General features: G+C 60.4%; 18 protein-coding genes. 7 read left to right on the forward strand and 11 right to left on the reverse strand.

Translation table 11 applies throughout. The features are described from left to right. The first annotated feature begins 37 nt into the window (after nt 1-37). Complete coding sequence (locus RBB75_RS10580; protein WP_353068065.1) at nt 38-1,189, forward strand: linear amide C-N hydrolase; 1,152 nt, start codon at nt 38-40, stop codon at nt 1,187-1,189. Between the two features lie 37 nt (nt 1,190-1,226). Here RBB75_RS10580 and RBB75_RS10585 read toward each other — a convergent pair whose 3' ends face one another. The 4 genes from RBB75_RS10585 to RBB75_RS10600 all read right to left on the reverse strand — a co-directional run bounded on the left by RBB75_RS10585 (nt 1,227) and on the right by RBB75_RS10600 (nt 6,164). Beyond that, entirely contained in the window at nt 1,227-2,744 is a 1,518-nt protein-coding gene (locus RBB75_RS10585; protein ID WP_353068066.1) for a carboxylesterase/lipase family protein, read from the reverse strand. Between the two features lie 76 nt (nt 2,745-2,820). Further along, on the reverse strand, nt 2,821-3,183 hold the full coding sequence (locus tag RBB75_RS10590; protein WP_179636559.1) for an STAS domain-containing protein: 363 nt from the start codon (nt 3,181-3,183) through the stop codon (nt 2,821-2,823). Nucleotides 3,184-3,325: 142 nt separating this feature from the next. Continuing rightward, complete coding sequence (locus RBB75_RS10595) at nt 3,326-4,717, reverse strand: excinuclease ABC subunit C (protein ID WP_353068067.1); 1,392 nt, start codon at nt 4,715-4,717, stop codon at nt 3,326-3,328. 43 nt (nt 4,718-4,760) lie between these two features. Then, entirely contained in the window at nt 4,761-6,164 is a 1,404-nt protein-coding gene (locus tag RBB75_RS10600; RefSeq protein ID WP_353068068.1) for a TldD/PmbA family protein, read from the reverse strand. Nucleotides 6,165-6,289: 125 nt separating this feature from the next. Here RBB75_RS10600 and RBB75_RS10605 point away from each other — a divergent pair, with 125 nt between their 5' ends. Further along, the gene (locus RBB75_RS10605; RefSeq protein WP_353068069.1) at nt 6,290-6,721 is read left to right on the forward strand and encodes an ester cyclase; all 432 of its coding nucleotides are present in this window, start codon (nt 6,290-6,292) and stop codon (nt 6,719-6,721) included. A gap of 32 nt (nt 6,722-6,753) precedes the next feature. Here RBB75_RS10605 and RBB75_RS10610 read toward each other — a convergent pair whose 3' ends face one another. From RBB75_RS10610 to RBB75_RS10625, 4 genes are all read right to left on the reverse strand, one after another. Further along, on the reverse strand, nt 6,754-7,062 hold the full coding sequence (locus RBB75_RS10610) for a hypothetical protein (protein ID WP_179636563.1): 309 nt from the start codon (nt 7,060-7,062) through the stop codon (nt 6,754-6,756). A gap of 104 nt (nt 7,063-7,166) precedes the next feature. Further along, nucleotides 7,167-7,475: a hypothetical protein gene (locus RBB75_RS10615; RefSeq protein WP_179636564.1), complete on the reverse strand. Its 309-nt coding sequence runs from the start codon at nt 7,473-7,475 to the stop codon at nt 7,167-7,169. Continuing rightward, a complete protein-coding gene (tldD, locus tag RBB75_RS10620) occupies nt 7,475-8,938 on the reverse strand; it encodes a metalloprotease TldD (RefSeq protein ID WP_353068070.1) in 1,464 nt (487 codons plus the stop codon). The genes RBB75_RS10615 and tldD overlap by 1 nt, the downstream gene beginning before the upstream one ends. A 119-nt stretch (nt 8,939-9,057) precedes the next feature. Further along, on the reverse strand, nt 9,058-9,945 hold the full coding sequence (locus RBB75_RS10625) for a glycoside hydrolase domain-containing protein (RefSeq protein ID WP_353068071.1): 888 nt from the start codon (nt 9,943-9,945) through the stop codon (nt 9,058-9,060). A gap of 56 nt (nt 9,946-10,001) precedes the next feature. On the opposite strand from RBB75_RS10625, the gene RBB75_RS10630 reads away from it, so the two are divergent. The 3 genes from RBB75_RS10630 to RBB75_RS10640 are packed head-to-tail and all read left to right on the forward strand — an operon-like array spanning nt 10,002 to nt 12,647. Next, a complete protein-coding gene (locus RBB75_RS10630; RefSeq protein ID WP_179636566.1) occupies nt 10,002-10,535 on the forward strand; it encodes a YfiT family bacillithiol transferase in 534 nt (177 codons plus the stop codon). 13 nt (nt 10,536-10,548) lie between these two features. Further along, on the forward strand, nt 10,549-10,971 hold the full coding sequence (locus tag RBB75_RS10635) for a GNAT family N-acetyltransferase (RefSeq protein ID WP_179636567.1): 423 nt from the start codon (nt 10,549-10,551) through the stop codon (nt 10,969-10,971). Nucleotides 10,972-11,015: 44 nt separating this feature from the next. Next, a complete protein-coding gene (locus RBB75_RS10640) occupies nt 11,016-12,647 on the forward strand; it encodes a hypothetical protein (protein WP_353068072.1) in 1,632 nt (543 codons plus the stop codon). A 48-nt stretch (nt 12,648-12,695) separates the two neighbouring features. On the opposite strand, the gene RBB75_RS10645 is transcribed toward RBB75_RS10640, so the two are convergent. Together RBB75_RS10645 and rpmE are read right to left on the reverse strand one after the other, a co-directional pair. Beyond that, nucleotides 12,696-13,991 carry a tRNA dihydrouridine synthase gene (locus tag RBB75_RS10645; RefSeq protein ID WP_353068073.1) on the reverse strand — a complete coding sequence of 432 codons (1,296 nt, stop codon included), beginning with the start codon at nt 13,989-13,991 and terminating at the stop codon, nt 12,696-12,698. 104 nt (nt 13,992-14,095) lie between these two features. After that, nucleotides 14,096-14,332, reverse strand: coding sequence for a 50S ribosomal protein L31 (gene rpmE, locus RBB75_RS10650; RefSeq protein WP_353068074.1), 237 nt, complete (start codon nt 14,330-14,332; stop codon nt 14,096-14,098). Between the two features lie 201 nt (nt 14,333-14,533). Here rpmE and RBB75_RS10655 point away from each other — a divergent pair, with 201 nt between their 5' ends. Further along, the gene (locus RBB75_RS10655; RefSeq protein WP_353068075.1) at nt 14,534-15,289 is read left to right on the forward strand and encodes an ATP-binding protein; all 756 of its coding nucleotides are present in this window, start codon (nt 14,534-14,536) and stop codon (nt 15,287-15,289) included. A gap of 75 nt (nt 15,290-15,364) precedes the next feature. Here the strand turns inward: RBB75_RS10655 and RBB75_RS10660 are convergent, their stop codons facing one another. Beyond that, complete coding sequence (locus RBB75_RS10660; protein ID WP_179636571.1) at nt 15,365-15,529, reverse strand: hypothetical protein; 165 nt, start codon at nt 15,527-15,529, stop codon at nt 15,365-15,367. Nucleotides 15,530-15,773: 244 nt separating this feature from the next. Between RBB75_RS10660 and RBB75_RS10665 the strand changes: the two genes are divergently transcribed. Beyond that, nucleotides 15,774-16,379: a DUF2393 domain-containing protein gene (locus RBB75_RS10665; RefSeq protein WP_257030817.1), complete on the forward strand. Its 606-nt coding sequence runs from the start codon at nt 15,774-15,776 to the stop codon at nt 16,377-16,379. Nucleotides 16,380-16,544: the final 165 nt, after the last annotated feature.

A 16,544-nucleotide genomic window follows, 5' to 3' on the forward strand; every position in this document is an offset into this window, starting at 1 on the left:
GTGAATAAACTCCTGCGGAAGAGTTTATCAGCGCAAGATGACGTATTTTTCGTTGGCGATTGGCATGCGGAGGTTTATTGTGACTCCCGCCGAATCATTTTGCGTACTGGAGGTTCCTATGTTGAGGATGGCTCGTTGGCTGTGCTCTTTCGTTCTTCTCCTGACCGTCGCTCTTTCCCCTGAGACAGACTTGCGTGCTTGGGCGTGTACGCGGGCTGTCTACCTGGGACCGGACGGCGAGGTGATTACCTCTCGCTCAATGGATTGGCAGGTAGATATAGGCACGGATCTTTATATCCTCCCCCATGGGATGGAGCGGAACGGGGAGGTGGGAGCGGAGTCGCTGAAGTGGAGGTCGAAGTACGGAAGCGTGGTGGCTACGGGATATGACGTCTCGACGACCGATGGGATGAATGAGAAGGGGATGGTGACGAATCTGCTGTGGCTGGTGGAGTCGGAGTATCCGAAGCCGGTTGCAGGGAAGCCAGGGATGGCGATCTCTTTGTGGGCGCAGTGGGTGCTGGATAACTTCTCTACGGTGGCAGAGGCGGTGGACGCTCTGGAGCAGGAGCCGTTTACGCTGGTCACTGCGAATGTGCCGGGAGAGAGGAGGCTCGCAACCGTGCACCTATCGATGTCGGACGCGACAGGCGATAGCGCGATTGTGGAGTACATCGATGGGAAGCAGACGATTCACCATGACCGCAAGTATCAGGTGATGACGAACTCACCCGCATTCGAACAGCAGTTGGCGCTGGATACCTACTGGAAGGGTATTGGTGGAACGGTGATGCTACCGGGGACTAATCGTGCGGCGGACAGGTTTGCGCGAGCTTCTTTCTACATCAATGCAATTCCACAGGGAGAGAGTGCGGATATTACGGTTGCCAGCGTCTTCAGCGTGATCCGCAATGTCTCGGTGCCTTATGGTCTTACGACACCGGATCAACCGAATATCTCGTCGACGCGATGGAGAACGGTGGCCGATCAGAAGAGGATGATTTACTTCTTCGAGTCCGCGGTGACACCAAATACCTTCTGGGTGAACTTCAAGGATATCGATTTCTCCGCTGAGACCGGGAAGGTGAAGAAGCTCGACCTGGGAAAGAACCAGAGCCATGTCTATGCGGGGAATGCTGTGAAGGATTTTGTGGTCAGCAAGCCGTTCAAGTTTCTTGGACTCCCATGAGGTAGCGTCCTTTCTGCTCGGGACCAGTGAATAAATTTTATAGAGTTTCGTTCCATAACCTGAGTTCGGCGTCTTGCGGGGCTTGTTCTACGCGGCTTTCGGCGCTGGCCTTCTCTCCAAAGATCATGGTTGAGCGGCTTTGTTCGTCATAGAGCGGCCATGCGGGAAGCCCAGGCGCTGCTGGAGCTTCGCCGCGGATAAAGGCGGCCCAGGCAGCGTGCATCTGCTTGCCGAGGGCGGCTTCGGCTGCGGCATCCGCAACGTGCTCGTGAGGATGATTCCAGACCATGCCGACGTCGAGTGAGTGATAGGCGTTGTCTTTGAGTCGGCCGCTGGTCTCCTGGAACTCCAGCTCGTAGACATACGCGCTGCCGCCGCCTTTGAGATGCGCCTCTGCGACACGGAGGGAGGGGATCCAATACTCTTCTGCTGTGACGGCACGAATGCGGCGCTGCTCGACGCTGAGTTGTGGATAGATCTGCTTGTACTTTTGATAGACGGCATCGAACTTCGTGACACTCATGTTGCCGAGTTGAATCGCCGTCGCATCTTTGGCCGGATGCGGCCCGAGGAAGATGGCGCTCTCTTCGCGGTTGGTCCCGATCAGCAGTCTCTTGCCTCGGGTTGAGCCGTCGGCGATCGTCTCTACGGGAAGACGTGGGATGAGGGTTCCGTCGAGTTCGGCACGCAGTGGGAAGTGATGCGGCCAGGTCTCCATGAACTCTTGCTGGGCCTGGATGAGGGCTGCTCCTGCGGCTGTCTTCAGGCTTGCGAGGTCGCTGCCTGACTGCTTCTGCCAGATGTCGCCGAAGCCCTTTGCGACGGCTGCGCTTGCGGCATGATCCCAGATACGTTCGGCTCCGCCGCTCTCGGAGATCATCTGGTGGAAGAGCGACTGAGCCGTGGGAATGCCCATCAGGGTGCCGATCAGCTTGGCGCCGGCAGATTCCCCACCGATGGTTACGCGGGCGGGATCGCCGCCGAAGGCACTGATGTTTTTCTGTATCCACGACAACGCAGTCATCAGATCACGCAGCGCATTGTTCGCGGAGCCTGCGTATTGCTCACCGAGGAGAGGTTCGTAGTCCAGGAAGCCGAAGACGCCAAGACGATACTCGACCGAGATGCTGATGATGCCTTCACGGGCAAAGTCGGTACCGTCGTACATGGACTCGAAGGCGTGGCCGTCGGTGAAGCCTCCTCCGTGGATCCAGACGAAGACGGGGAATGGGCCGCTGCCTTCGGGAGCCCAGAGGTTCAGGAAGAGGCAGTCTTCGCTGTGCGGTACGTCGAGCTGTTTATGCTGCATGGGCGCGGCGGGGAACTGCGTTGCCTCCCGCTCGCCCTTCCACGGGGTCACTTTTTGTGGGGGGAGAAAACGCAGCGGCCCGACGGGCGGCTCGGCAAAGGGAACGCCACGGAAGACGCGGACTCCCGCGCTGCTCTCGCCGCGCAAGGCTCCGCTGGGCGTGCGGACGATGGTCGGCGCTGCGGTAGTCGATGCGAAAAGATTGCGGGTTCGGAAGGCACATGCGGCCAGGGAGCCGTTTGCCACGAAGCTTCGGCGAGTGAGTATAGGCATCGTCGATCAGTTTAGCTGCACGGCGTCGTGACAACCTTGCAATGAGCGCTCAGGCGACTGTGATTCCATGATCTTCTGCAGAGGCGAACGTCGACAACAGGTTGGTCATCTTCAACAGATTCCGCAACTGCTTGCCGAGGTGCAGGAGCTGGAACTCGCACCCTGCGCCCTTCGCGTGTGCATACAGCCGGACGATCGTTCCCAGGCCCATGCTGTCCACATAGGTCAGGTCTCCGAGATCGAGCACCAGCACTTTGCTGCTGGCGGCAACCTCCTTCAACTCCTGGTAAAAAACGTCCGTGAGACCGGCCACTAGACGGCCGTGGCACGTCACAACGGCAGTTTCACCTTCACGTTTAATCTCATAGGTTAATGGCTTGACGGGGACTGCGGGGGCTACATCTTCAGGCATCGGGCAGCTCCATGGGGCAGGAATGAATACATTGAGACAATAACCCTACCGGAGCATTTTTGCACACTGGTCACGTCTTATGCCCAGGCGAGCTTGTCATGCGGCTCATGCGGCGCTGAGAAGATCGCTCTCCCAGCTGACCTTAGCGATTCTTCGGCAAAACAGGAACGACCCTTTCGACGTCTGGCCGGCCTTCGTGGAGGATCTTTGTCTTGATTCCTTTTGCGGCTTCCTTTGCGGCGTCGCGCTGGGTTTCGGCCATGGGTTTGGGATCGCCGAGGACCATGCGGGCCGCGCCGCGCAGGATCTTGCGGATGGGCCACGCGCCCTTGTCGCCCCCGTCTTCGTTGGGGAAGAAGATCTCGCCGTTGCGTTGCTTTTCGGGGCGATAGTACCAGCGGCGCAGCAGGGAGAGATGGTCGCTGAGGAGCGCGAGATCGCTGGACGGCTCAGCTCGGGCTTCGAGGAGAGAGAGGACGTGTGTGGCACGGGCTTCGGGAGAGTCGGAGGTGCCGGGGGTGTCGGTTGCCGCGCCTTCGAGCGGGATGGCGTGCAGCATCAGCGGCTGCGCGAAGAGGGAGCTGCCGACGCTGGTCTGCTCGCGTACGGCACGCACGCCAAGGGTGGAGAGGCGCTCGGGGCCGATGATGCAGCCTCCGTTGAGCAGGAACAGGGCGGCTTGTTCCGCGTGCTCCTTCTCCTGCGCGGCTGTCTGGACGATGATGGCCTTCAGCTTCGGGATGGGGCGCACGATCCAGTCGGCGAGGGCCTGCGCGGCTTTTACTTTCTGCCATTGCGCGTGGAGGGCGGCGGCCTTTTCGAACTGCATCGCGGAGGAGGCCACTTCGCGCTCGAGGCCGATGGCGATGATCATGCTCTCGCCGCGGGTGTCGAAGAATTTTTTTACGGCCTCGGCTTCGGTGGCGTACTCTTCGGGCGTGCAGGCTTGTTTGCAGGGTTCGATGCACTTGTTCATCTCACCGTAGACGCAGCCGGGGTGGTCGGGATAGGGTGCGAGGTCTTCGTAGCAGCGGCGGAGTTTGAAGAGGTCGAGGACGGCGTCGCAGTAGCGCTCGGCGGCGAGGCGCGAGGGGAAGGGGCCGTACATCTGGGCGAGGCCGCGCTTGGAGAGCTTGTTGGTGGAGTAGACGCGGGGGAAGGCGTTCTCCATGGTCATGCGAAGGAAGTAAGGAGTGTGGAGCTTGAGGCGGCGGCGTGCCTCAGTATATCCGAAGTGTGCTGCTGTTGCTTGATAGAGGACGAGGGAGGACTCGAAGGCGGAGCCGGTGACGCAGTACTCGATGCGCGCTACTTTTTCGCGGAGGTTGAGGCGCTTGGATTGCGACTCGGGTGGATCGAGCAGACGCCGCATGCGACGGCGGAGGTCGGCGGTCTGGGTGAGGTAGGGTGCGTCTTCTTTGCGGGCGCCGAAGAGCGCGAAGACCCCGGGGAGGGCGGGGATGGTGCGGAGGATCTCGTCTGCTTGGCCCGGGGTGAAGTCTAGAACGTGATCGAAATGGAAGCTGGTTGCCACAACGTGAATTGTAGTCTTGCTTTATCTGAAGATGCGCTACAACTTACGCGCCGGCGATGGTCATGCCTTCGATGCGCATGGTGGGGGCGGCGCTGGCTCCGCGGAAGATGAGGTCGTTGCCGATGGCGACGATGTTTTTGTACATGTCTTTCAGGTTGCCGGCGATGGTGATCTCTTCGACCGGGTAGGCGAGTTCGCCGTTCTCGATCCAGAGGCCGCTAGCGCCTTGCGAGTAATCGCCGGTGACGAGGTTGACGCCGAAGCCCATCGTCTCGGTGACGTAGAGGCCGGATTTGATGTCGCCGATGATCTGCTCGGGAGTTAGCGTGCCGGCTTCGAGAAAGAAGTTGCCTGCGCCGATGCCGGGGTTGCCGGCGAGTCCGCGGGAGGCGTTGCCGGTGGACTTCATGTTGAGCTTGCGCGCGGTGTAGGTGTTCGAGACGTAGTTCTTGAGGATGCCGCGTTCGACCAGCACGGTGCGGCGCGTGGGCAGGCCTTCGCCGTCGAAGGGGCGGGTGCCGAAGCCGCCGATGCCTGCTCCATCATCGAAACGGTGAATGATGGTGCCATCGTCGATGACGGTGATGTTTTCGCCGGCGACCTGCTCGCCTAGCATGCCGCTGAAGAAGGAGGCGTTGCGGTAGATGGCGTCGCCATTGGCCGCGTCGAAGATGTTGCCGATGATGGAACGTGCGATCTCGGGTGAGAAGACGACTGGAGCTTTTTGCGTCTTGACCTGGCGTGCGCCGAGCCGCTTGAGGGTGCGGCGTGCGGCTTCCTGGCCGATCTCTTCGGGGTTCTCGAGTTTCTTCACGGTGCGCGAGTTCGAGAACCAGTAGTTGCGTTGCATGTTGCCCTTCTCGTCGTGGGCGATGGGCGCGGCGGAGAACCCGCAGTAGCTGCGGCGGTACTCGCCGGTGAAGCCGCGGGAGTTCATCAGGATCTTGTGCGAGGTGGAGGTGTCGAAGTCACCACCACCGGAGTTCTGGATGCGAGTGTCGTAGGCCAGGGCTGCGGCCTCGGTGCGTCGGGCGATCTCGATGCGCTCGGCAGGCGGCATCTCGTTAACGTCATCGAAGAAGAGGTGCTGATCCTCTTCGATCTGGCCGAACTCGTGTGCTTCGGGCAGGCCGGCGAAGGGATCTTCGCTGGTGATCTTCGCGAGCGTGATGGCTCCCTCGACGAGGCGCGCGATGCTGTCATTCGAAAAATCTGAAGAGGAAGTGCTCGCTGTGCGCTGGGCTTTCCCTGAGGCGAGGAAGACGCGCAGACCGACTGCTCGCGAGCCTGACTCTTTCAGGGTTTCGACTTGTCCTAACCTCACCAACGCGGAGAACTCATCGCCTTCGTAGACGACAGCCTCAGCATCGGTGGCTCCTGCCTTGAGGGCATGGCTGAGGACATCGGAGGCAAGCTGGCGGAGGTTCGCGGTCGTCTGGGTTGGCATGGTCTCTTAAGGATAATTGGTTTGAGCTGACTTTTCTGACGGATGCAACAGGTGTATCTAGTGGGCGGAGAGTGGCTGATATGATGCTCGATGTTATTTCACACCGGCTGAATCAGGAGATGCGAGTGTCAGAGTTCGGAAGTGCATCTGGGAACGTCGCAGTCATCGCCAGGTTTTTGGAAGAGGTCATCAATCAAGGGCGGCTGGAGCAGGCCGACGAAATTGTTGCGGTTGACTTTGTCGAGTTTGATCCTCTTCCGGGTCAGCGGCAGGGACGAGAGGGTTTGAAAGAGGTCATCGGGATGCTGCGCGCTGCATTCCCGGACATTCACTGGGTTGCGGATGAGACAGTGGCTAGTGGAGATAAGGTTGTCACTCGCTTTACGTGGACAGGCACCCATCGAGGAACATTTCTCGGTGTTCCTGCAACGGGCAGGAGCGTCAACGTCAAAGGTGTCGTCATCGACCGCCTGGTCGGGGGCAAGATGACAGACAGTCGAATCCTGATGGATAACTTGATGATGATGCAGCAGCTTGGCGTCATTCCAAGGGCATAGCCAGGAACGATCGCCCCGGCTGGAGCTATCACTCAGCGAACAGGGGAAGCTGAGGGGCGTGCCTGACGGCCGTCGGTGGCTTTGAGGAAGTACATGCCGGCTGCGCAGTACTCGGAGTCGGTCTTCAGCTTGTGCTCGATGTGCGTAGCGGGGCCGTCTTCGGAGCGGCGTTTGAAGACCTTCACTGCGCCACCGCAGCTCATGCAGCGGAACTCCGTGTCGTTGTCTTCGAGTGCGACTGTGATCGGCTTGACCTTCCAGAACGACTCGTAACCACCTGCTGCTCTGACGCGGCGACGCTTCACTTCACACTCATAAAACTTTTCACGTTCGACTGCCATGGGGATACCTCGAGATTCGGTGCGGTTAGTTCGTACGTTTGGTCGTACTTTCAGGTGTCGTGCGCACAGAGCCCTGGGAAAAGTTGGTGCAACGAAGCAGTCGGCTACTCGACGGGGTGCTGCGAAGGTCTGGGCTCGCGGCCGTCGGTGGCTTTCTTGAAGAGCATTCCGTTGGCGCAGTACTCGGAGTCTGCCGGGGACTTATGCTCGACGTACGGTACAGTGCCGGTCTTGCCGTTGCGGCCGAGCAGCTTCACCTCGCCGAAGCAATCTTTGCAGCGAAACTCGGTGTCGTTGTCGACGAGCGCGTCGGCCACTGGCTTGACCTTCCAGAAAGGCTCGTAGCCTCCGCCGGTTTTTACGCGCCGGCGTTTTACTTCGCACTCGTAGATCTTTTCGCGTTCGACAGCCATTATTGTCCCGTTCCCCCGACCGTCATGCGGTCGAGCTTTACTGTGGGCATGCCTACGCCGACCGGCACACTTTGCCCCGCCTTGCCGCAGGTGCCGATGCCTTCGTCGAGTGCCAGATCGTTGCCGACCATCGACACATACTTCAATGCTTCAGGGCCGTTGCCGATCAGCGTTGCACCCTTCACGGGCCGAGTTACTTTGCCGTCCTCGATCAGGTACGCTTCGCTGGCCGAGAAGACGAACTTGCCGTTGGTAATGTCGACCTGTCCACCACCGAAGTTCACCGCGTAGAGTCCGCGCTTGACGCTCTTAATGATGTCCTCGGGCATGTCTTCCCCATTCAACATATAGGTGTTAGTCATGCGCGGCATGGGGATGTGGTGATAGCTCTCGCGGCGTCCGCTGCCGGTGTTGGGCATGCCCATCAGGCGGGAGTTGAGTTTGTCGGAGAGGAAGCCTTTGAGGATGCCGTTTTCGATCAGCGTGGTCTCCTGCGTCGGGTTTCCTTCATCATCCATGTTGATGGAGCCGCGGCGGCCGGGCATCAGTCCGTTGTCGACGACGGTGACCTTGGGGCTTGCCACCTGTTGGCCGATGAGTCCGGCGAAGGCAGAGGTCTTCTTGCGGTTGAAGTCGGCTTCGAGACCGTGACCTACGGCTTCATGCAGTAGAACGCCGGGCCAGCCGGGGCCGAGGACTACGGGCATCTCGCCTGCTGGGGCGTCGACGGCTCCGAGCTGGAGGATCGCGGTTCGTGCGGCCTCGCGTGCGTGATGCTCTGGGGATTTGTCTGTTCCTCCGGGGCCGCCGGCGCTTTCGAAGAAATCCATGGTGACGCGACCGCCGCCGCCGCTGGTGCCCCGTGCTGTGTTTACTCCGTCCTTTGCAATGACGAAGACGTTGAGGCGGGCAAGCGGCTGGGTGTCCGAGGCGAAGGTGCCGTCGGAGGCGGCGACCAGGATGCGGCGAAGTTCATCGTTGAAGCCGGCGCGGACCTGCGTGATGCGGGAGTCGTAGGCGCGGGCGGCCTTGTCGGCGCGTTGGATCAGAGCTAGCTTTGCGGCGATCTCGGCATCGCTGGTGGCTCCGGCGACAGGGTAGAGCGAGGGGGTGTCGGTCTGGCGAAATCCGCTCATCAGCTCTTTGGCCGGGCCGCTGGCGATCAGGGCCGCGGTTCGGGCTGCGCGGAGCAGGCGCTCGCTTGAAAGATCGTCGGTATAGGCGTAGCCGGTGCGCTCGCCCGAGACGACGCGGATGCCGCAACCAACGCTGATCCCCTGACTCGCCGACTTGACCAGGGACTCGTCGATACCCAGAGAGGTGGACGTAACCGACTCAAAGTAAAGGTCCGCATACTCGCCTCCGGCTGAGAGGGCCTCGCCCAGACAGCGTTCCATCAGGCGTTCCGAGAGACCAAGTTTTTCGATGAAGTAGCGTTTGTGGTCAGGTGCGGGTATGGTCATCTAGATTGATTCTAGGCTTCCAAGGGAGCCGCGGCAAATAACGCCCTTTCGGAGGTGCGGCTGGAGTATGCTCGTCTATCTCCCTTTTTCGCGAAGGTCAGCTCGCTTTCGGGCTCGTTTCAGCGCCCATGCGACGGGTCGGCGGAGCTTGAAACACTAAGGTCCAACGGGAAATTTGGCAGATCCGGAGCGTAGCAGTTGCCGTCGGTAGCGTAGGTTTTGCCGCAGGCCGCGGTAATCTCCTTGCGTCGCGGCGACTGAGCGTACTGCCACACCGCTATGTCCGGGGTGCCGCTGGAGTCGAGCGGAGGGGGCTTCAGGCTGCATCCGTTGGCGGGCGGGCAGGCGTCCTGGTAGGCCCAGATCACGATGTGGTGCAGATGCTGTGCGGCCACCTGCTCGCGAATATTCTGCATGGTGGTGATGGTCTTGCCGGGGCCGTCGCCGACTGGCTGGCCGCTGCCATAGACTCCGGGCAGATAGCCCAGGTGGGCGACTGCCTCTGTCCATGCAAGAAGATAGGCAGACTGGTCTTCGGTGAGGCGGCCGCCTTCCTCCTGATCCAAAAAGATAATGGTGTTGGCGGCGAAGTTTTGACGGTGCGCTGCGACGACGGCGGCTGTGGCGTCCTTCGTTCCCAGCGAGGCAGGCGATGTTCCGGAGCGCTTCTCCTTCTTGATCTCCGCCTCCAGCCGACCGTTGAACAGGACGAGAAAGCCGAAGCCATTGCGCACCAATGTCTCGCGCTTGCCAATCCAGCCGTTCTGTCTTTCGCCCGGAGGATTGTTAAGCCAGTAACCCACGAAGGCGAAGTGTCGACGCAGCGCAGGCAGAGCCTCATCGCCGGGGTAGTCATTGCTGTCAAAGCCGATATAGGGGCCTATGGTGAGAACCGAACCGACGGGCTGCTGCGCATAACTATTGATAACGCAAACAAGAAGGAGGAGTGGGTGAAACGCTGAGAGTCGCATAAGGGGAAGCTTTGAGATGCGCAACTGAATCTTCATGGTAGGTTACACAATTTCGTGTGCTAAGTTGCTGGTAGAGGTATGGAGGCGAGGCCATGGCGCTTACAGATATCGACCCGAGGTACCCTATAGGCGACTTTGAAGCGCCCGCATCCATCTCTGCGGACGAGCGTACCGGGGCGATTGCAACCCTCGCAGAGCTGCCGGAACAGCTGCGTAATGCAGTGGACGGATTGAGCTCGGGACAGTTGAGCACGCCCTATCGCGAAGGGGGCTGGACGCTGCGCCAAGTGGTGCATCACGTCGCAGACAGTCATATGAACGCCCTCGTCCGGGTGAAGCTTGCGCTGACCGAGGACTGGCCGGCGGTCAAGTCCTACGATGAAGCCGCCTGGGCGAAGCTGCATGACATGGCTGCGCCGGTGGAGTGGTCCCTGGAGTTGGTGGAAGCACTTCATGCGCGATGGGTGATGCTCCTTCAGTCACTCAACGAACAGCAGTGGCAGCGTGGATACAACCATCCCCAGGATGGCCGGGTCACGGTAGAGCTGTCGGCGCTGACTTACGCCTGGCACTCGCGCCATCATGTGGCACACATCACGCATCTGCGCGCGACTGAAGGATGGTAGCGGAAGTCCGCGTATGACCACCATTCAGATCGCTACGATGCCAAGCGAGATTGACCTCTGCTTCCCGGTGATGCGCCAGCTTCGGCCCATGTTAGCTGCTGAGGAGTTCGTTGGCCGCATTCAAACCCAACAGGCCGAGGGGTATCAGCTCGCCTATCTTGAGTCGGACGGCGCGATCGTGTCGGTCGCCGGCTTCCGCATGCAGAATCTGCTGTGGAGCGGCAAGACGCTCTATGTGGATGATCTGGTGACGGACGAGGCGGCGCGGTCGAAGGGGCATGGCGAGTCGATGCTGACGTGGCTGATTGCGCTGGCCAAAGAGGCGGGATGCACCACCTTCATGCTCGACTCAGGAACGCACCGGCACGAGGCGCACGCGTTCTACTTCCGCCATGGGCTACGCATCTCCGACTTTCACTTCAAGCTTTCGTTGTAGATCGCGAAAACTTTTCAAGCTCGCAGATGTGCTAACGTTCGGCTATGCCGCCAAGAGCCTCCTCCGCGGAGCCCGTACAGACGGTGGAACAGATATCCGCCGCCCTCGAAAGTTTTCTTGCTGAGTCTCCTCGCGCCGTGGTGCTGGAGGATGGCAGGGCTCTCTTCGATATGCGTGAGGCGAAGTACAAGCTCGCGACCGAGCATGGCCGTTGCACGCTGCATCTGTGGGGAGAGGACCGCAATCTCGTCCGGCGAGTCAGCGGTACGGTACTGCGCAATGGTGTGCTGCGGCTGAGCACGCACCGCTTCGGACAGACCAAACTACAGACTCTCGAACTTGTAACCGATCGTGATCGCCGCACGCCGTCTACGCGTGAGGCGACGCGAGTGCGTTATCTGAAGGTGTTGGAGCGCGTTTTGCTGCGCAGTTTCCCTGAGTTCAAGGTGGATGGGCTTCGCACGGCGATGGATCTGGAAAAGAGCTTTGGGCCTGCGTATGCGCGGGGATCGCTTCTGCAGGGGCAGAAGGTGTGGGCCGTGATCGCCGTCAATGAAGAGGAGACGCAGGCAACCGTCGATGGCATCCTGACCCTGGGGATCCTGTGGCTGCAACACTGCCGCGAGTCCGGCGATGGGCGAAGGCTGTATCAGGGGTTGAAGCTGATCGTGCCGCGTGGAATGGCGATGCTAACACTCTCGCGGATGGCTTGGCTCAACCCGGCGGTCGCGCAGTGGGAGCTGTGGGAGTTGGATCAAAGCTCCGAAGAGCTGGAGCAGCGCGACGCCGCCGACCACGGCAACCTAACTACACGCCTGATGCATGCGCCCAACGAGCAGGCCGCACACGAACGATTCGCCGACTCGAAGCAGCGCGTGATGGCGCTGGTGCCGGAGACGATGCGCGAGGTGGTGGAGCAGCGTCTTCGCAGTGGCACGGAGCTTGCGTTTCTGCTGCATGGTCTGGAGTTTGCACGGGTGCGAATGGGCTACGCAGGGAACTCGTTCAACAGTGCGCAGGAGATCACGTTCGGCGCCGGCGCCAATGAGACTCCGCTGACCGAAGAGAACCAGAGCGAGTTGCAGGAGTTGGTGGAGCGCTTGTTTGCACGGCGCATTGCCGGCGGCGACAAGCGCGATCCGCTCTATCGCATGCAGCCCGAACGCTGGCTCGAGAGCGTGCTGCGGCGCGATGTGGAGCCGCTCGATACGCGCCTCGATCCGAAGCATGTCTACACGCAGGTGCCTGCGTTCGCCGCAGCGGATCGCGGAATGCTCGACCTGCTCGGTGTCACCGATGACGGACGGCTGGCGGTCATCGAGTTGAAGGCCGACGAAGATCTTCATCTTGCTCTGCAGGGGCTTGATTATTGGGTGCGGGTGCGGTGGCATCATCTGCAGAACCCCGACAACGCCACGGGCCTTGGAGAGTTTCAGCGACATGGATACTTCGGTGGGTTGCGGCTGTCGACCGAGCCTCCGCGCCTGTATCTTGTGGCTCCCGCGCTGCGAGTTCATCCGGCGACGGAGGTCGTTCTGCGCTATCTTTCGCCGCGGGTCGAATGGACACTCGTAGCGCTGGATGAGCGTTGGCGTGCAAAGGTGAAGGCTGTATGGCGCAAACGAAATACCGACACCGGATCACATTCGACGCACGTGCTGCAGGGCAGAGTCTGACTCTCTGGCGACTGTTACGCGATGAAATGTCTGACGGATGGTCGTCGATCAGTCGCAGTAGGCAGCGGCTGAGGCGAGCATCGTCTCGTCGACTTCTGCGACGGCGTCTTCCTTCTCGGTGGCCGTCACGCGAGTGGCGAAGAAACTCTCAATCGCGCTGAGAACTGCGTCGCCGTTCTTCGATTCAAAGATCTGTTTGCGCAGTGCGCCTCCGCCGGGAACGCCGTGCGTGAACCAGCTGGCGAACTGCTTCATCTTCCCGACGCAGTCGCGGTGGCGCTGCTCGCGTGCGACCTGGCCTGCCGCAGTAATGGCCTCCGCGCGCGCTGCTTCGGCTCGCTCCTCGATGGCGATCTCGTCGACCAGCATCTGGAAGTAGGTGCGGATCATGCGATAGCGATCCTGGTCTGTGGGGTGATCGTAAGTGCCCACGCCGGTGGCCTCTTTCGACGCGGTGTACTGCGCGATCTGGCGGAAGATCCACGGATTCGACGGTGCAGTGCGGCCGATCATCACGGCGTCGCAGCCGGTCATGTCGACCATCGCGGCTGCGTCCTCAGGGGTGCGGATGTCGCCGTTTCCGATGACCGGAATCTTCACGGCGTCCTTGACGGCAGCGATGTACTCCCACCTCGCCTGGCCGGTGTAGCCGTCTTCGCGGGTGCGGGCGTGCAGGGCCACTGCGTTCAGGCCGCAGTCCTCAGCCATCTTCGCCAGCTCGACGCAGACGATGTGCTTATCGTTCCAGCCCATGCGGAACTTCACGGTGAAGGGAATGGAGACGGCGGCGCGGACGGTCTTGAAGATCGTCTCAATCAGCGGCAGATCGCGCAGCAGACCGGAGCCGCCGTTGCAGGCGACCACGCGCTTGGCCGGGCAGCCGAGGTTCAGGTCAACAAGATCGAAGCCGGCGTCCTCGACGATGCGTGCCGAGTCGGCGAGTGTCACGGGATTCGAACCAAAGAGCTGAGCGGAGATCGGGTGCTCGTCGTCGTAATAAGTCAGGTAGCGTTTGCGCTTGGTCTCGCGCATGCGGGAGAGGCCGTCGGCGGAGGTGAACTCCGTCATGATGAGGCCGCAGCCTGACTGCTGGTTCGAAGTCATGCTGTCGACGTTGGCCGAGGAGCCAGTAGATCCGTCGGCGGGAGTCGCAAACTGGCTGGCGTTTTTGATGAAACGGCGAAAGACCGTGTCGGTCACCCCGGCCATGGGAGCGAGAACCGTCGCAGGCGCAATCTTGACGTTGCCGATGGTGAAGCTCGCAGGGACGCGGGAGTGCTCGGGCATCGCGTGTTCGGCTGGGTCGTCCCAGCGCTTCTGCTCGAGGGTGTATCGCTTCTTCATGGCAACAGTGCTCGTGGTCCTTGTTCGTGACTAGTGTAGACAATCCAGACAAAACAAAGGCCCCCGCGTGGTGCGGAGGCCCCTGGGTGAATGTAGGCGTCCGCTTACTTCGCGGTGGTCTCGGCCTTGCCGGCGTCCGACTTGGCGAACTTGCGGCGGAAGCGCTCGACGCGACCTGCTGTGTCGATCAGCTTCTGCTTGCCGGTGAAGAACGGGTGGCAGGCGGAGCAGATTTCGACGACGATGTCGCCCTTGTGCGTGGAGCGGGTCTCAAACGTGTTCCCGCAGGCGCACTTGACGTGGATGTTGTCGTACTTCGGGTGAATACCTTCTTTTGGCATGATCAGAATCCTTTTTCTCAATCTTGGGGTATGCCTGCCGGCTCGCGGATCGCTTGCAACGGAAGAGTTCACGTCACATCGAAGGGCCTGTCGCGCCGCCGCTTGCGCCTTTTTCGGAGCGCTCAAGCAGTTTCCTCAGTTTAACTCAGATTCGCACAGGGGGCAATTGGATTCAGATGCTGCCATACTGAAGGGACGGCTATGAGCGAAGTTTGCACGATATGCGGTGGGGCGGGAATGCTGGTCCTGCAGGAGGATGGCAGGCAGTTCGTCAAAGACTGCGTCTGCCGGTTACAGCGGCGCGCTGAACGGATGCTGGGTCGCGCCCACATCCCCAAGCGCTATGAACACTGCTCGCTCGAGAGTTACGAGACGAACTTTCCCTCTTCGAATCGGTCGCTCAGCCTGGCCCATCTTCGCGCACGGAAGTTTGTCGACGGCTACCCTCTGGAGACTGTTGGAACCGGGCTGTTGCTCACCGGGTCAATTGGCGTAGGCAAGACGCATCTGGCAGTGGGGATACTGCAGGCGCTGGTAGCCGAACGTGGCGCGACCGGCCTCTTCTTCGACTACCGCGACCTGTTGAAGCAGGTGCAGAACAGCTACAACAACAAGGTCTCTGCGACAGAACTTGAGGTGCTGGCGCCCGTCTTTGACGCTGAGGTGCTGGTGCTGGACGAACTCGGCGCCTCCAAACCCACAGACTGGGTTTGGGACACGGTCGCACACATTCTGAACACTCGCTACAACGACCGCCGCACCACGATCATCACCACGAACTACGCCAACGCAGGTCCTCTGAGCACAGAGAGCGGGCCACGCGGCGTAATGCGCGAGGAGACCCTTGGCGACAGGATCGGCGAACGAATGCGCTCGCGCCTGCAGGAGATGTGCGTTGTCGTGGAGATGCAGGGCGAGGACTTCCGTCAGAAGGTCAAGCGCGCCAGCTTCGCTTAGTGTTGTTGTTTCAAGTAAGAGCGGCGCAGCTTCAGGACACAGGGAAAGGCCCGTACCACGCAGGCCCGGCGAGGGTTAGAGCAGCGTAAATAGCAGAAACAAGCCAGCCGTCAGTGCAGCGAACTGATACATGCGGTCGGCCGCAATTGGAACCACAACACCCTCGGCTGTCTGCAGGCCCTTGTTCAAATCCAGCGGTGAGAAGGGAAGCTGCTGCGTAAGATCGATCTGCTCGTTCATGCCTGGCCTCTCCTCAAGTCGCGTCTCAGATGCCGCTGGGTAAAGTCTCGTGCAAGTGCATTACTCGACACCCTATAGATGTTCCTTAACGCGAGAATGCATCAGGAAGTTCTGGTCTTGACGTGAAAATTTGTCAAAGTTTTGTGACCGACTCTTGGATGATTCTCTTTTTGAGAACCACTGGGGGCAGTGAAGCCAGGAGCCCACGCTGCTGGCCGCCTCCAGCGGTATAAAATCTCCGCTTATGAGCGAACAGCGTCGTCCTCTCGATCCCCCGGTTGATCCATCTGTCTCCCAAAGTACCCCGATCCCACCACGCAGCGAGACCAGCAGCGGCCAGCCTGCGATGTTCGCCAGCAAGCCGCCCGAGGGCGGCGGAGTGCCGGTCGCAGCCTGGGGGGTAGCTGGGTTGGTCGTGCTGGTGGTGCTCCTCGGCCTGGTCTTTGCCACGCGGCACAAGTCCCAGGCGTCCCCCAATACGATCCAGCCGTTAGCCGCCTATGCCGCTGAGCTTCCCCTTTCGCAGCTTGCCATGAGCGAGTCGACCAGCCTCTCAGGAGGAAAATCGACCTTTATTGACGGCCATATCCAAAACGCAGGGGGGCAGACCGTCTCAGGCATCAGCGTACAGGTCATCTTCCGCAACGACGAGGCCATGCCCCCGCAGGTAGAGACACTGCCGCTATCTGTAGTTCGGATGCGTGAACCCTATATCGATACCCAGCCCATAAGCGCGGCTCCCCTGAAGCCGGGCGAGGAACGGGACTTTCGCCTTATCTTCGAGACGATTCCAGCCAACTGGAACACGCAAATGCCCGAGATTCACATTATTAGTGTGGACACAAAATAGCTGCCCACTGGGACATCGGGTAATAGTTACCCGCCTGGCCGGAAGATTTTGCGTGAGTCGGTTGTAATGTCCCAGCGGGCTGAGGCTGCCCCACTTCTCTAAGCCATTTATTTTCAACTGGCTGACACGTTAAGTAGTTTGGCACGCCACCTGCTCTAGCTATGT

Origin of the sequence: Tunturibacter empetritectus, assembly GCF_040358985.1 — a bacterium.
Classification (GTDB): Bacteria; Acidobacteriota; Terriglobia; order Terriglobales; family Acidobacteriaceae; genus Edaphobacter; species Edaphobacter empetritectus.

Bases quoted from the DNA above. Each gene is read 5' to 3' on its own strand.
- RBB75_RS10580 (WP_353068065.1), top strand. From the start codon at position 38: ATGACGTATTTTTCGTTGGCGATTGGCATGCGGAGGTTTATTGTGACT.
- RBB75_RS10590 (WP_179636559.1), bottom strand. From the start codon at position 3,183: ATGCCTGAAGATGTAGCCCCCGCAGTCCCCGTCAAGCCATTAACCTAT.
- RBB75_RS10600 (WP_353068068.1), bottom strand. From the start codon at position 6,164: ATGCCAACCCAGACGACCGCGAACCTCCGCCAGCTTGCCTCCGATGTC.
- RBB75_RS10610 (WP_179636563.1), bottom strand. From the start codon at position 7,062: ATGGCAGTCGAACGTGAAAAGTTTTATGAGTGTGAAGTGAAGCGTCGC.
- RBB75_RS10615 (WP_179636564.1), bottom strand. From the start codon at position 7,475: ATGGCTGTCGAACGCGAAAAGATCTACGAGTGCGAAGTAAAACGCCGG.
- tldD (WP_353068070.1), bottom strand. From the start codon at position 8,938: ATGACCATACCCGCACCTGACCACAAACGCTACTTCATCGAAAAACTT.
- RBB75_RS10625 (WP_353068071.1), bottom strand. From the start codon at position 9,945: ATGAAGATTCAGTTGCGCATCTCAAAGCTTCCCCTTATGCGACTCTCA.
- RBB75_RS10630 (WP_179636566.1), top strand. From the start codon at position 10,002: ATGGCGCTTACAGATATCGACCCGAGGTACCCTATAGGCGACTTTGAA.
- RBB75_RS10635 (WP_179636567.1), top strand. From the start codon at position 10,549: ATGACCACCATTCAGATCGCTACGATGCCAAGCGAGATTGACCTCTGC.
- RBB75_RS10640 (WP_353068072.1), top strand. From the start codon at position 11,016: ATGCCGCCAAGAGCCTCCTCCGCGGAGCCCGTACAGACGGTGGAACAG.
- RBB75_RS10645 (WP_353068073.1), bottom strand. From the start codon at position 13,991: ATGAAGAAGCGATACACCCTCGAGCAGAAGCGCTGGGACGACCCAGCC.
- rpmE (WP_353068074.1), bottom strand. From the start codon at position 14,332: ATGCCAAAAGAAGGTATTCACCCGAAGTACGACAACATCCACGTCAAG.
- RBB75_RS10655 (WP_353068075.1), top strand. From the start codon at position 14,534: ATGAGCGAAGTTTGCACGATATGCGGTGGGGCGGGAATGCTGGTCCTG.
- RBB75_RS10660 (WP_179636571.1), bottom strand. From the start codon at position 15,529: ATGAACGAGCAGATCGATCTTACGCAGCAGCTTCCCTTCTCACCGCTG.
- RBB75_RS10665 (WP_257030817.1), top strand. From the start codon at position 15,774: ATGAGCGAACAGCGTCGTCCTCTCGATCCCCCGGTTGATCCATCTGTC.